Raw genomic sequence first — 14,484 nt, forward strand, 5'->3', positions numbered from 1 at the left:
ATAGAAAAATCACCGTTTTGATGAAATCAAAACGGTGATTTTATATTAGATTATCAAATTTCCAAATTGTTACATTGAATTTTAATCTCTATTTCCTAAAACTTGCAAAGCCCAATATAATAACATTGCTAAAGAACCTAGAGCAGCTACCAAATACGTTCTTGCAGCCCATTTTAAAGCATCTTTAGACCCAGCTAGTTCTTCACGAGTAACCATGTTTTTATTTTCTAACCAAGCTAAGGCTCTATTACTTGCATCATATTCAACAGGTAAAGTTATAAAACTAAAAATAGTACCTAAAGCCATAAAAGCTAAACCAGCTAGTGCAATATAAAAGCCAATACCTGTACTACCAGAAGCAGCACCAAAAGCAATACCACCAATCACCATCCATTGAGAAAAACGAGAAGTAATACTTACCATAGGTACCAGTTTAGATCGCATTTGTAGGTATTGATAAGCTCTAGCATGCTGTACAGCATGTCCTACCTCGTGTGCAGCAACTGCAGCAGCGGCAGCATTTCGTTGATTATATACAGCTTCACTTAAGTTTACAGTTTTGTTTTGTGGATTATAATGATCCGTTAATCTACCTGGTGTGGATATTACCTGTACATCAGAAATTCCATGGTCAGCTAGCATTTTTTGAGCAATTTCAGCACCACTCATTCCATTTCGTAAATGAACTTGAGAGTATTTTTTAAACTTGCTTTTTAATGTATTACTCACTAACCAACTGAAAAGAGATATAATACCAATTAGAATATAAAATCCTATCATAATCTATATAGTTTTAAAATTTTGTATCATTTTTGTTGGTTAAATTTACAACATAAATTATTCCAAATTATTAACGGTATAAAAAAATGTCAAAATGACAAATCAACCTAAAATTTTAATAGTTTACACAGGAGGAACTATTGGTATGGTTAAAGACTATAATACAGGAGCACTAAAAGCTTTTGATTTTAGTCAAATATCAAGCAAAATTCCAGAATTACAGCAGCTGAATTGTGAAATCAATACGATATCGTTTGACGAACCTATTGATTCTTCTAACATGAGTGTGGATTATTATATACAAATAGCAGAAATAATCTCTGATAATTATGACAAGTTTGACGGGTTTGTTGTGTTAACAGGGTCAGATACTATGTCGTATACATCATCTGCAATAAGTTTTATGTTTGAAAACTTACAAAAGCCTGTAATTTTTACAGGATCACAATTGCCTATTGGAGATTTACGAACAGATGCCAAAGAAAATTTAATTACTTCTATACAGGTTGCATCAGCCTATGAAAATGGTAAACCAGTAATTCAAGAAGTAGGATTATATTTTGAATATAAATTATATAGAGCAAATAGAACTACAAAAATAAATGCTGAACAATTCGAAGCTTTTGCTTCTATGAATTATCCACCCTTAGCAGAAAGTGGTGTGCATTTAAATTTTAATTACCCATTACTACTTAAGCCAGAGGGAGATAAAAAAGATTTAGTAGTAAGAAAGAATTTAGATAATCATGTAGCCATTTTAAAGTTATTTCCTGGTATAACAGAATCTGTAGTTAAAAGTTTTATGAATATTCCAGATTTAAAAGGAATTATTTTAGAAACCTATGGATCAGGAAATGCTCCAACCGAAAAATGGTTTGTTGATTTGTTGGAAGAATCAGTAAATAAAGGAATTTACATTGTTAATGTAACTCAATGTAAAGGAGGAAGTGTAATTTTAGGACATTATGAAACAAGTTCGGAATTAAAACGTATTGGTATTGTTGATGGTAAGGATATTACAACAGAAACAGCCATAGCTAAAATGATGTATTTGTTAGGAGAAAAGCTTTCAAAAGAAGAATTTACGCATTATTTTCAAACACCTCTTAGAGGAGAAATGGCTTAGTTTGTAAATAAATCGTTAATTTTGTGTTTGTAACTGCTTGAAATACTATAGAAAAGAGTTAAAAAAGGTGTGGTTAATAGAAATCCTATAGATTTTTTTTAATGTACCAACATTTTTTTGTTACTTGCCACTCTGTAAAATTAAAAGCGTAATAAGTACAAGTAAAGAATTACTTATTTGTAAAAAAATAAGATATTCATAGTAAAATTTGTATTTTTAACCCGTTAACTATTTAAAATTAATTATAACAAAATGAAAAAAGTAGTAAATATCCTAACTATTACAGGATTTATGTTTTTAGGAGCTATTCAATCAACTTATGCTCAAGAAGCTGAGAAAACTTTTCACCAAGAGTTAAAGCAACGTTTTATTGAAGGAGACCCTAAGTTTATGGGAATTGTATTGGTAGCCTTAATTTTAGGTTTAGCTATTGCAATTGAAAGAATTATTTATTTAAACATGGCTACAACTAATACTAAAAAATTAGTAGCTAGCGTTGACGAAGCATTAAGTTCAGGTGGTGTAGAAGCTGCTAAAGAAGTTTGTAGAAATACAAAAGGTCCTGTTGCCTCTATCTTTTACCAAGGTTTAGAAAGAGCTGATGAAGGATTAGATGCTGCTGAAAAAGCTGTTGTAGGATACGGTGGAGTACAAATGGGATTATTAGAGAAAAACGTTTCTTGGTTATCTTTATTTATCGCTTTAGCACCAATGTTAGGATTCATGGGAACTGTAATTGGTATGATTGATGCATTTGATAGAATTGCTGTAGCAAACGATATTTCTCCAGCCGTAGTAGCAGGTGGTATTAAAATTGCATTATTAACAACAGTATTTGGTCTTATCGTAGCGATTATTTTACAAATTTTCTATAACTACATTATTTCGAAGATTGATAGTATCGTTAACAACATGGAAGACGCATCTATCTCTTTAATCGATTTATTAGCTAAGTATAAAAAATAATCAATCAATATGAATAGTAAAATATTAACATTACTAGTAGCTGCAATTTCACTTATCGGTGCTGCATTGTTCTTAAATGTAGCAAGAATAGATAAAGAAGATGTAGAGGCTGTATCAAGCGCCGTATCTCCTTTAGTAACTTATTCTTTTTGGTTATTGATTGGAGTGGTAGTGACTGCAGTATTAGCCTCAATGTGGGGGATGTTTAAAAATCCTGCAGCATTAAAAAAAGTATTATTAGGTGTTTTAGCATTAGCAGTTCTTTTTGCTGTTTCTTATTTCTTATCTTCAGATGCACAAGTAATCGGAGCAGACGGAGGAGAGTTAGCAGCTCAAGGGAGTACATCTAAATGGGTAGGAACAGGAATTACATACAGCATTTTCTTAGGAGGAATAGCTGGTGCATTCTTTGTTTGGGATTTATTAAAAGGAATCGTTAAATCGTAAGTTAGTATGGCAAGAAGAGAAAACCCAGAAATTAATGCAGGTTCGATGGCAGATATTGCCTTCTTGCTACTTATCTTTTTCCTTGTAACAACTACAATGGATGTTGATTCAGGTATCCCTAAAAAGTTAGCTGAAAAGACTGATGTAAAACCACCAATTATTAAAGAAAAAAATATTTTTCAAGTTAGTATCAACCGAAATAATCAACTTTTAGTTGAAGATCAGGTGATGGAGTTGAAAGACTTAAAAGATGCGGCTATGAAATTTATTGATAATGGTGGGGGTATTGGTAATCCAATGCCAGGAATGGAAGCAGGAACTACTTGTAATTACTGTAAAGGTGATAAGGATCCTGAATCATCAGATCATCCAACTAAAGCAGTAATCTCTGTTGAGAGTGATAGAGGAACTGAGTATGGTACTTATGTTGCTGTACAAAATGAGTTGTTAAGAGCTTATACAGAGTTACGTAATAGATTATGCCAAGAAAAATATGGTATGAGCTTTACTGAATTAGAACAAGCTTTTAAAGACAGCGCAAGAAAAGATGAGTCATTAAGAAAGAAAGTTGAAGATATTAAGGCGAGTTACCCTCAAATTATTTCTGATACAGACCCAACAAATGTTCAATAATAGTAAAACAATAGAGTATGTCTAAATTTAAAAAGAAGAAAAAAGGATTGCCAGCTGTATCTACGGCATCTTTACCAGATATTGTTTTCATGTTATTATTCTTCTTTATGGTAACTACTACCATGAGAGAAACAGATTTACAGATTGATTCACCTCGTTTACCAAGCGCAAGTGAGGTAAAAAAACTTGAACGTAAAAGTTTAGTGAGTACAATTTATGTTGGTAAAGCTAAAGACCCAAAGTATGGTACAGGATATAATAGAATACAATTAAACGACAAAATAGCTACTCCAGATGAAGTACCGTCGTTCATTTATCTTGAAAGAGATAATGTTTCTGAAGCCGAAGTACCTTTTATGACAACTTCAATAAAAGCAGATAGAGAGTCGAGTGTAGGTACATTAGCCGATATTCGTGAGAAATTAAGAGATGTTAACGCTCTTAAATTAAGTTTATCTACTCATAAAGGAGATGTTATTAAGAAGTAATTACTTTTAAATAAAACAAAAAGAGCAATCATTAGATTGCTCTTTTTTTATACAAAAAAAGTATATTTATCGTTAGATAATTATCTATGAAGTACATCGTAAGTTTTTTAATGTTTTTTCTGTCTTTAAGTGTTTTTTGTCAGAAAGATTCTTTACAGTTAGGTGATAAGTATTGGGAAGATCAGTTGTATATTGATATTACATATAACTTATTACAAGATCAACCTGAAGAATTGGGTAGAACAGGATTCTCATACGGGTTAGGGTTAGGTTATATGAAAGATATACCTTTGAATAGAAAAGGAAAAACAGCTATAGCCATTGGGTTAGGATATAACTATGATTCATTTAGTCATGAATTAAAAGTATTAGAAGGAAACGTAAAAGAGTATGAAACTGATCCTAATATATCATCCAATAAAATAAAACTTCACAATTTAGAAATGCCTATTCAGTTTAGATGGCGATCTTCAGATGCAAATACGTATTCATTTTGGCGTTTTTATGCAGGTTTTAAAGTTTCTTATAACATAAGTAATAGCTTTCGATACAATTCACCAACAGGACAAGTTAGTTTTTCAAACGTTGAAAACTACAATAAATGGCAAACAGGTCTAACCTTGTCAGCAGGTTATGGTACATTTAATTTCCATGTATATTACGGATTGTCACGAATGTTTAAGAATGTAACTCTAAATGGAAAATCAATAGATAGTAAAATAGTTAAACTTGGTTTAAGCTTTTATCTACTATAATATATAATAAGCAATGAAAGGGCTAAATAAGCCAATAAAAAAACCTAAGTAGACTTCTCTTACTTTATGAGCTTTTAAATGCAATCTGGAGCTTGCAAGAAGGCCAGCTAAAAAAATAAAAGCTATAATAATAGGTAATATATAAACAGTTTGTATTTGTTGGAATAATAAGAAGTAGCCAACAGCAACTCCCATTGATAATAAATGAAGGCTCCCTTTAATTTTAAAAGGAAATAGTAAATAAATCAGCCCTAAACCAAATACAGTTCCGTAAAATAGGTAGCTAATGTCTTTTACTATACTCATACTAGCAAACATTTTTCCTAAAATCAAAAATAAAGTCATCATAAAGAAAATAGGGAACTTTCTTTCGTTGATACTATGTACTCGAAAAGATTTTATATAACCAATAGACTTTAAGAAAACTAGCAAAAGCATAGGAATAAGGTATGTAGCAACAAAAACTATTGCCAATATTGTGTATTGTTGTTGTTTGTTTAAACTTATTGGTGAAAGTAGAAAATACAATATAATCCCTATAGTAGGCATTACAATAGGATGAAGAATAGTTGATATGAATTTATGCCAGCGCATTAAATTTCTTTACGTAATCTTGCGACAGGAATGTCTAATTGTTCACGATATTTAGCAACTGTTCTTCTAGCAATAGGGTATCCTTTTTCTTTTAAAATTTTAGATAATTTTTCATCGGTAAGAGGTTTTCGCTTGTCTTCCTCTTTAATTACAGTTTCTAAAATTTTCTTAATTTCTCTAGTTGAAACATCTTCTCCTTGGTCGTTTTTCATCGATTCAGAAAAGAATTCCTTAATCAATTTTGTACCATAAGGTGTAGAAACATATTTGCTGCTAGCAACACGAGAAACAGTTGATACATCCATGCCAATTTCGTCAGCAATATCCTTTAAAATCATAGGTTTTAACTTACGCTCATCACCAGTTAAAAAATATTCTTCTTGACGATGCATAATCGCATTCATAGTCACTAAAAGTGTTTGTTGGCGTTGTTTTATAGCATCAATAAACCACTTTGCCGCATCTAGTTTTTGCTTTATAAAGAGTACAGCATCTTTTTGAGATTTAGTTTTCTCTTTAGAGTCTTGATACCCTTTTAGCATATTGTTATATTCTCTGGAAACATGCAATTCTGGAGCGTTACGAGCATTTAAAGTTAAATCTAAGTTACCATCAATAATTTTAATTGAAAAATCAGGAACAATTTGCTCTGCAATTTTATTATTTCCAGCGTAAGAACTTCCAGGTTTTGGGTTTAGTTTGCTTATTTCGCTAATAACATCTTTTAATTGTTCTTCAGAAATATTGAATTTTTCTAGAAGTTTCTTGTAGTGTTTTTTAACAAAATGATCAAAAGCTTCTTCTAAAATTCTTATTGCTAATGCTCTACTTTCATTTTCAGATTTAGCTTTTAATTGAATAATTAAACACTCTTTTAAATTTAAAGCACCAACACCAGTAGGGTCTAACTTTTGAACAACATTTACCAAAACATCTTGTACCTTTTCCTCATTCGTAAAAACATTTTGGGTAAAAGCTAAGTCATCAACTAGATCTATAATATCTCTACGAATATAACCGCTATCATCAATACTACCCACTAAAAATTCAGCAATAGCTCGTTCTTCTTCATCAATTCTAAAAGTATTTAATTGATTTTTTAAAGATTGATGAAAACTAGTACCGGCTGCATAAGGAATTTGCTTGTCTTCATCGTCTGAAGAATAGTTGTTGGTTTGCGTTTTATAACTAGGGTATTCATCATCGCTTAAATACTCATCAATGTTTATATCTTCAGCATCTATTTTTTCATTACCCGAATCGTCATAATCAACATCATTGGCTAAAGTATCCTCAAAATTTTCAGGTTCGTCTTTACCAGTATCTAATGCGGGATTTTCTTCAATTTCTTGTTTCAAACGCTCTTCAAAAGCTTGCGTAGGCAATTGAATTAACTTCATCAACTGTATTTGTTGTGGAGATAATTTTTGAAGTAATTTTTGATGTAAACTTTGTTTTAGCATATATACAAAGATATGAAATAGGACAAAAAAAATCGCCATTCGTAAAGGAATGACGATTGATATTTATAAGTTTTATGATTTTTTTAGAACTCAGCGTTTTGAGGTGTTCTTGGAAATGGAATTACATCACGAATATTGCTCATTCCAGTTGCGAATAAAACTAAACGCTCAAAACCTAAACCAAAGCCAGAGTGTACTGCTGTACCAAATTTACGAGTATCCAAATACCACCATAATTCTTCCTCAGGAATATTAAGCTCTGCCATTTTTTCTTTTAAAACATCTAAGCGTTCTTCTCTTTCAGAACCTCCTACCATTTCTCCAATTCCAGGAAATAAAACATCCATAGCACGTACTGTTTTACCATCTTCATTTAAACGCATGTAAAATGCTTTTATATTTGCTGGATAATCGAATAAAATCACAGGACATTTAAAGTGTTTTTCAACTAAATAACGCTCGTGTTCTGATTGTAAATCAACACCCCATTCGTTAACAGGGAATTGAAATTTCTTCTTTTTATTAGGCTTAGAGTTTCTTAAAATATCAATTGCTTCTGTGTAGCTTACACGTTTAAAGTTGTTATCTACAACAAATTTTAATTTTTCAATCAAGCCCATTTCACTACGTTGTGCTTGAGGTTTTGTTTTTTCCTCTTGTGCCAAGCGATTATCTAAAAAAGCTAAATCATCTTTACAGTTATCTAATATATATTGTAGTACATATTTAATAAAGTCTTCAGAAAGATCCATATTAGCGTCCAAGTCGTTAAAAGCTACTTCTGGTTCAATCATCCAGAATTCTGCTAAGTGGCGAGTTGTATTTGAGTTTTCAGCTCTAAAAGTAGGTCCGAAAGTATATATTTTACCTAATGCCATAGCGTAGGTTTCACCTTCTAACTGACCAGAAACTGTTAGGTTAGTTTCTTTTCCAAAGAAATCTTTTGAATAATCAATTTCTCCCTCTTCGTTTACAGGAGCTTTGTTTGCTTCAAATTGAGTTACTTTAAACATCTCACCAGCACCTTCAGCATCAGAACCAGTAATAATTGGGGTGTTTACATAGTAAAACCCATTTTGTTGGAAATATTGATGTACTGCAAATGATAATGCAGAACGTAAACGCATTACAGCACTAAAAGTATTGGTTCTTACACGTAAATGTGCATTTTCACGTAGGAATTCTAAACTATGTTTTTTAGGCTGGATTGGATACTCATCAGGATTTGAATCTCCTAAAATTTCTAAATTACTTACTTGAACTTCTACTGTTTGTCCTTTACCTTGACTTTCAACCAAAGTACCTTGGATACTAACAGCAGCTCCAGTATTTATTCTTTTTAATAAAGTTTCGTTGGTATTTTCAAAATCTACAACACACTGAATATTATTAATAGTAGAACCATCATTTAGAGCAATAAAACGATTGCTTCTAAAAGTTCTTACCCACCCTTTTACGTGTACTTCTTGTAAAAATTTGTCAGATTGTAATAAATCTTTAACGCTACTTCTTTTCATGTCTTTATATCTTCAATAAAATCAAGCAAAGATACTTTTTTGCTGTTAATTAGCAATAAAGAGACACAAGAATAAAGAGTTAACTTTTATAGGTTAACTTTAATAGGAAAAACAATCATTTTAAACAATATGGTTGCTTTGAATATTTGGTATCAATTAGATTTACTTATCTTCTTTTGGAGGCAATATTTTAAACTTAGTTTCTTTTAAAACTTTTTTGTTTGCTATTTTCTTTTCAAACGAAAGTAGGAGAGAAGGTAACAATAGTAAGTTTGAAACCATGGCTAATAATAATGTAATTGAAACCAAACCTCCTAATGCGATAGTACCACCAAAACTTGAAACAGTAAATACTAAGAAACCGAAGAAAAGGACTATTGAAGTATAGAACATACTTACTCCAGTTTCTCTTAATGCTGAGTATACAGCAGGTTTTATTTTCCAGTTATTGGCCAGTAGCTCTTGCCTATATTTAGCTAGGAAGTGAATAGTATCATCTACCGAAATACCGAAAGCAATACTAAATACTAAAATTGTTGAAGGCTTTATAGGTATATCAAAGAATCCCATTAACCCACCAGTAATTAATAACGGAAGCATGTTAGGAATTAGTGAGATTAATATCATTTGAGGCGAACGGAACATCCACGCCATAAAAATTGAAATTAATATAATAGCCAACGATAGTGAAATAACTAAGTTTTTAATTAAATAGTTAGTTCCTTTCAAAAATACTAATGCTTTCCCTGTTAATGAAACATCAAATTTTTCATCAGGAAATTGCTTATTGATTACAGCTTGTAGTCGTTCTTGGATGATATCCATTTTATCGGTACCAATATCTTTCATAAAGGTAGTGATACGTGCATAACGACCAGTACTGTCTACAAAGTTTTTTAGCATTCCAGAGTTACTATTTGAGTTTTTAGTATATGAAAAAATGTAACTCTTTTCTTGACTTGTTGGAAGTTGATAATATTTAGGGTTTCCGTTATAGTAAGCCTGTTTTGAGTATTTTACAAGGTTTGTGATAGAAATAGGCTTGGATAATTCAGGAAAAGTTTCAATAGTTTCATTGAGTTTTTCCATCTTTTTTAAAGTAGAAAGCTTCATAACACCTTTCTCTTTCTTGGTGTCAATTAAAATTTCTAGAGGCATAATCCCTCCAAACTCATACTCAAAAAACTTAATGTCTTTATAAAACTGTTTTCCTTTAGGCATGTCTTCAATCAAACTACCTGATACGCGAATCATGTATAGCCCAATCATACTTAAAATGATTATAGAAACAGTTGTGATATAAATAGCAATTCTTTGTTTTTTTACCATGCGTTCCATCCAAGAGACAACATTACCCATCCATTTTTTTTCTAAATGGTTTAAATGTTTTTTCTCCGGAAGAGGCATAAAACTATATATAATTGGAATGATTAATAATGCCAGAATAAAAATACTTATGATGTTTACTGAGGCTAAAACACCAAACTCACGCATAAGTCTACTTTTAACAAATATAAAAGTAGCAAAACCAGAAGCGGTAGTAATGTTGGTCATTAAAGTGGCATTTCCAACTTTTGAAATTACTCGTTGTAATGATTTTGCTTGGTTTCCGTGTTTTTTTACTTCTTGCTGATACTTATTAATTAAAAAAACTGCGTTAGGTACACCAATTACAATAATTAATGGTGGAATTAAAGCAGATAATACAGTAATTTCATAGCGGAATAACCCCATAAAACCAAAAGCCCAAGTTACTCCAATACTTACTACAAGTAACGTAATAAAAGTTGCTCTAAATGAACGGAAAAAGAAGAAAAAGATAATGGCAGTTATTAATAATGCACCAATAACAAAAATTCCCATTTCATCAGTAATGTTCTGAGAGTTTAAGGTTCTGATGTAAGGCATACCAGAAACATGAACATCTATTTTATGGTCTTTTTCAAAAGAGTTTATGGTTGGGATTAACACATCAAAAACAAAATCCTTACGTATAGGTGTATTTACAATGTCTTTATTTAAATAAATAGCTGTTTGTAAAGTACCCTTGTCGTTGTATAGTAGGTTGTTATAAAACGGAAGCTTTTCAAAAAGTTGCTTCTTTATATTTTTTATTTCTTTATCGGTTGAAGGAGCCTCTTCAAAAAGTGGTTCAACAACAAATTTTCTTTGTTTCCTGTCTGCTTTTAATTGTTGAACATCAGCAATAGAAACGGTAAAGTCTACTTGTGGTAAGCTATCTAAATCTTTAACAAGTTTATTCCATGCATTAAATTTAGCAGGTGTAAATATTGTAGAATCTTTTACGCCTAAGATGATGAGATTACCTTCTTCGCCAAAAATTTCTAAGAACTTGTTGTATTCAATGTTTACCTCATGATCGGTAGGAAGTAAATTGGCTTCTGTATAGGAGAAGCGCATATATTTCATCTGAGTGACTAAAAGCCCTGTAATTATAGCAATAGTAATTAAAACTAAGTAACGATTTCGCAATAAGAACCCTGCGATTTTAGTCCAAAAAGTCATCCAAAAAAAATTTCAGCAAAGTTATGTTAAATGAATTAATTAAACGAAAAAAAGAGCGTCATATGACGCTCTTTTTTAACTATTTCTTAAAAGAAATTATACAGTCATAATTTCTTTTTCTTTAACAGTATACTTTTCGTCGATTATTTTCACATAATCATCAGTTAATTTCTGAACTTCAGCTTCAGCATTTTTCTTCATGTCGTCAGAAATATCAACTTTTTTAATTTCGTTATTAGCATCTTTACGGGCATTACGAACTCCTACTTTAGCGTGTTCAGCTTCAGCTTTTGCTTGTTTTGCTAATCCTTTACGACGCTCTTCTGTTAACGGAGGAACATTAATTATAATATTTTCTCCATTATTCATAGGATTGAAACCGATGTTTGCAAGCATAATAGCTTTTTCGATTTCTTGTAACATATTTTTTTCCCAAGGCTGAACAGATATAGTTCTAGCATCAGGAGTATTTACGTTTGCTACTTGTGATAATGGCGTTTGAGAACCGTAGTAATCTACCATAATTGTACTTAACATAGCAGGAGTAGCTCTACCAGCTCTAATACCTACTAATTCTTTTTCTAAGTGGCTAATAGCTTTATCCATTGCCTCTTTAGTCGAATCTAAAATAAAATCAATCTCTTCGTTCATTTTGTTCGTATTTAAAAACCTCAAATAGGTTGAGGGTAATTTTTCGATTTATTCGTTGTCAACTATTGTTCCAATATTTTCTCCAGAAACAAGTTTTAATAAGTTTCCTTGCTTGTTCATATCAAAAACAATAATTGGTAATTTGTTTTCTTCACTCAAAGTAAAAGCTGTCATATCCATTACTTTTAAGCCTTTTTCTATAACGTCTTTAAAAGTAATGTTTTTATATTTAACTGCATCTTTATCCTTTTCAGGATCTGCTGTGTAAATACCATCAACGCGAGTACCTTTTAAAATAGCATCAGCATTAATTTCAATAGCCCTTAATACAGCTGCTGTATCGGTTGTAAAATACGGATTTCCTGTTCCTCCACCAAAAATTACAACACGCCCTTTTTCCAAATGACGGTTAGCACGACGTTTTATATAAGGTTCTGCAATTTCTTTAATTTCAATTGCAGTTTGTAAACGAGTGTGAATTCCTTGATCTTCTAAGGCACTTTGTAAAGCTAACCCATTAATACAAGTAGCTAGCATTCCCATGTGATCACCTTGTACACGATCCATACCTTGGCTAGCACCAGCAACTCCTCTAAAAATATTTCCACCACCAATAACAATGGCTATTTCTACTCCTTTATCTAAAACTTGTTTTATCTCTTGGGCATACTCTTTAAGTCTGTTTGGGTCAATTCCATATTGACGTTCACCCATTAGTGCCTCACCACTTAATTTTAAAAGAATTCTTTTGTATTGCATTTGTTTTGTTGAAAGTTGTGCAAAGCTACATATTTTTTTTGAGAGTTTTATGCTGAAAATGTAGGAGGGTGACTATAGTGTTACTCTTTATTACTTAACTTTAATGACACGAGTTTTTGAAAAAGAATCATGCCAACCAACAGCATCAGATCCTAAAAAAGAGAAAGCATTAAAAGGGATATATCTACATAATGATCTTAATAGTATTGCGTCAAATGTAGGTTTGTTACCATTTTCATCAACAACTTTTGTTCCTGTTATAAACTTAGCAATCGATCTACCAGTTAAAGCTTCAAAAAAAGAGTAGTAGAACATTCCTATGATAAATCCCCATACAAATTCTTCCAGTTTTCCCATTTGCTCAAAATACCCAGCAGAGTTAGGAGAAATAATAGTAAGGAGAAGAGTAAGTATAAAGCCTAAGAAAAAGCTGATTATTAATATAAATATTCTGTCAAGAAGATAATTGGCAAAACGCGTACCTTGACTAGCAGTTTGATTGCTTAATTCGTTTTCACTATTTTTTGCTAAAAGTTTTTCTTTTAGCTGTGTGTTTTCGTCGAATGATTCACAAGTATCTTCAAAATCTGCAATAGAGTTTCTTAGCCCGCAAATAATTCCTTTTTGACTATCGAATTTTTGATTATTACAAATTTTACAAAATTTTAAATGTTCTTCTCTTGTCATAGCTGTTTTTTTTGATGAAGTGCTAATGTATTTAAAATTGAGTTGAAAATGAATCTAAATTAGTTGTATAAAAAAACCATCCAAAAAATGGATGGTTTCATATAAAATCGTTGTTGAGAATTATCCTAAAGTAACTCTTACGAAGTTTTTAACTTCAACATCACCGTAAGAAGAAACATATTCTGCAACAGTTTTCTTTTCGTCTTTAATAAACTTTTGATCTAATAAACATTGTTCTTGATCTAAAGTTGTATTGTCAGAGATAAATCTTTCCATTTTACCTGGTAAGATTTTGTCCCAGATTTGTTCTGGTTTACCTTCAGCTTTTAATTGCTCTTTAGCTTCTTCTTCAGCTTTAGCTATAGCTTCATCAGTTAACTGTAAACGAGAAACGAATTGAGGAACGTTCTTTAAAGTTTTACCTAAACGTACTAACTCTTCGTTATCTTTTTTGATAGCAGCAATTCTAGCTTCAGTTTCAGAAGCTACAAACGCAGGATCAAAATCTTTGTAAGATAAAGTACTTGCTCCCATTGAAGCAGCTTGCATAGCTAAATCTTTAGTTAACTCAGCAGCGTTATCTACAGTAGCAGTTAAACCAACCATTGCAGCAATTTTACCAACGTGAGTATAAGCTCCTACGTATGGTGCTTCAATTCTTTCGAAAGCAGTGATATCGATTTTTTCACCGATAACTCCTGTTTGCTCGATTAATTTTTCAGCAACAGTTACACCACCAAAATCAGCAGCTAAGAACTCCTCTTTTGTTTTGTGGTTAAAAGCGATGTCAACAAATTCTTGCGCTAAAGCTTTGAATGAATCGTTTTTAGCTACGAAATCTGTTTCACATGCTAATACGATAGCAACACCATATGTGTTGTCATCGCTAATTTTAGTGATTGCCACACCTTCAGTAGACTCACGATCTGCTCTTTTAGCAGCAATCTTTTGTCCTTTTTTACGTAAAATTTCAATAGCTTTATCAAAATCACCTTCAGCTTCTACTAATGCTTTTTTACAATCCATCATACCAGCTCCGGTAGTTTCTCTTAATTTCTTTACGTCTGCAGCGCTAATTTTTACTGACATTTC

15 protein-coding genes are annotated in these 14,484 nt (G+C 31.6%); 6 read left to right on the top strand and 9 right to left on the bottom strand.

From position 1 onward, the window contains the following. Nucleotides 1–81: 81 nt before the first annotated feature. Nucleotides 82–780, bottom strand: a complete 699-nt coding sequence (locus tag ACKTTR_RS02035; protein ID WP_408026290.1) for a zinc metallopeptidase — start codon at nucleotides 778–780, stop codon at nucleotides 82–84. Nucleotides 781–874: 94 nt separating this feature from the next. Between ACKTTR_RS02035 and ACKTTR_RS02040 the strand changes: the two genes are divergently transcribed. The 6 genes from ACKTTR_RS02040 to ACKTTR_RS02065 all read left to right on the top strand — a co-directional run bounded on the left by ACKTTR_RS02040 (nucleotide 875) and on the right by ACKTTR_RS02065 (nucleotide 5,195). Next, entirely contained in the window at nucleotides 875–1,906 is a 1,032-nt protein-coding gene (locus tag ACKTTR_RS02040; protein WP_408026291.1) for an asparaginase, read from the top strand. Nucleotides 1,907–2,158: 252 nt separating this feature from the next. After that, the gene (locus tag ACKTTR_RS02045; protein ID WP_121146257.1) at nucleotides 2,159–2,872 is read left to right on the top strand and encodes a MotA/TolQ/ExbB proton channel family protein; all 714 of its coding nucleotides are present in this window, start codon (nucleotides 2,159–2,161) and stop codon (nucleotides 2,870–2,872) included. Between the two features lie 9 nt (nucleotides 2,873–2,881). Beyond that, entirely contained in the window at nucleotides 2,882–3,319 is a 438-nt protein-coding gene (locus ACKTTR_RS02050; protein ID WP_408026292.1) for a hypothetical protein, read from the top strand. Between the two features lie 6 nt (nucleotides 3,320–3,325). Beyond that, nucleotides 3,326–3,952: an ExbD/TolR family protein gene (locus ACKTTR_RS02055; protein ID WP_330489295.1), complete on the top strand. Its 627-nt coding sequence runs from the start codon at nucleotides 3,326–3,328 to the stop codon at nucleotides 3,950–3,952. A gap of 17 nt (nucleotides 3,953–3,969) precedes the next feature. Continuing rightward, nucleotides 3,970–4,440, top strand: a complete 471-nt coding sequence (locus tag ACKTTR_RS02060) for an ExbD/TolR family protein (protein WP_099215733.1) — start codon at nucleotides 3,970–3,972, stop codon at nucleotides 4,438–4,440. Between the two features lie 86 nt (nucleotides 4,441–4,526). Continuing rightward, nucleotides 4,527–5,195: a porin family protein gene (locus ACKTTR_RS02065; RefSeq protein WP_408026293.1), complete on the top strand. Its 669-nt coding sequence runs from the start codon at nucleotides 4,527–4,529 to the stop codon at nucleotides 5,193–5,195. On the opposite strand, the gene ACKTTR_RS02070 is transcribed toward ACKTTR_RS02065, so the two are convergent. The 8 genes from ACKTTR_RS02070 to tsf all read right to left on the bottom strand — a co-directional run bounded on the left by ACKTTR_RS02070 (nucleotide 5,190) and on the right by tsf (nucleotide 14,481). Further along, nucleotides 5,190–5,789, bottom strand: a complete 600-nt coding sequence (locus ACKTTR_RS02070) for a hypothetical protein (RefSeq protein WP_408026294.1) — start codon at nucleotides 5,787–5,789, stop codon at nucleotides 5,190–5,192. The two genes, ACKTTR_RS02065 and ACKTTR_RS02070, sit on opposite strands and share 6 nt — an antisense overlap. Then, a complete protein-coding gene (gene rpoN / locus ACKTTR_RS02075; RefSeq protein ID WP_408026295.1) occupies nucleotides 5,789–7,252 on the bottom strand; it encodes an RNA polymerase factor sigma-54 in 1,464 nt (487 codons plus the stop codon). Before rpoN ends, ACKTTR_RS02070 begins: the two co-directional genes overlap by 1 nt. An 83-nt stretch (nucleotides 7,253–7,335) precedes the next feature. Then, nucleotides 7,336–8,769: an asparagine--tRNA ligase gene (gene asnS / locus ACKTTR_RS02080; protein ID WP_408026296.1), complete on the bottom strand. Its 1,434-nt coding sequence runs from the start codon at nucleotides 8,767–8,769 to the stop codon at nucleotides 7,336–7,338. Between the two features lie 162 nt (nucleotides 8,770–8,931). Then, entirely contained in the window at nucleotides 8,932–11,295 is a 2,364-nt protein-coding gene (locus ACKTTR_RS02085) for an efflux RND transporter permease subunit (protein ID WP_408026297.1), read from the bottom strand. 96 nt (nucleotides 11,296–11,391) lie between these two features. Then, complete coding sequence (gene frr / locus ACKTTR_RS02090) at nucleotides 11,392–11,946, bottom strand: ribosome recycling factor (protein WP_408026298.1); 555 nt, start codon at nucleotides 11,944–11,946, stop codon at nucleotides 11,392–11,394. Between the two features lie 48 nt (nucleotides 11,947–11,994). Then, nucleotides 11,995–12,705, bottom strand: a complete 711-nt coding sequence (pyrH, locus tag ACKTTR_RS02095) for a UMP kinase (RefSeq protein WP_408026299.1) — start codon at nucleotides 12,703–12,705, stop codon at nucleotides 11,995–11,997. Nucleotides 12,706–12,795: 90 nt separating this feature from the next. Next, nucleotides 12,796–13,392 (bottom strand): RDD family protein, encoded by a 597-nt coding sequence (locus ACKTTR_RS02100; protein ID WP_408026300.1) that lies wholly within the window; start codon nucleotides 13,390–13,392, stop codon nucleotides 12,796–12,798. Nucleotides 13,393–13,512: 120 nt separating this feature from the next. After that, nucleotides 13,513–14,481 carry a translation elongation factor Ts gene (tsf, locus tag ACKTTR_RS02105; RefSeq protein ID WP_408026301.1) on the bottom strand — a complete coding sequence of 323 codons (969 nt, stop codon included), beginning with the start codon at nucleotides 14,479–14,481 and terminating at the stop codon, nucleotides 13,513–13,515. Between the last annotated feature and the right edge of the window lie 3 nt (nucleotides 14,482–14,484).

Origin of the sequence: Tenacibaculum litoreum (assembly GCF_964513915.1) — a bacterium.
In the GTDB taxonomy this organism is placed as follows: domain Bacteria; phylum Bacteroidota; class Bacteroidia; order Flavobacteriales; family Flavobacteriaceae; genus Polaribacter; species Polaribacter litoreum.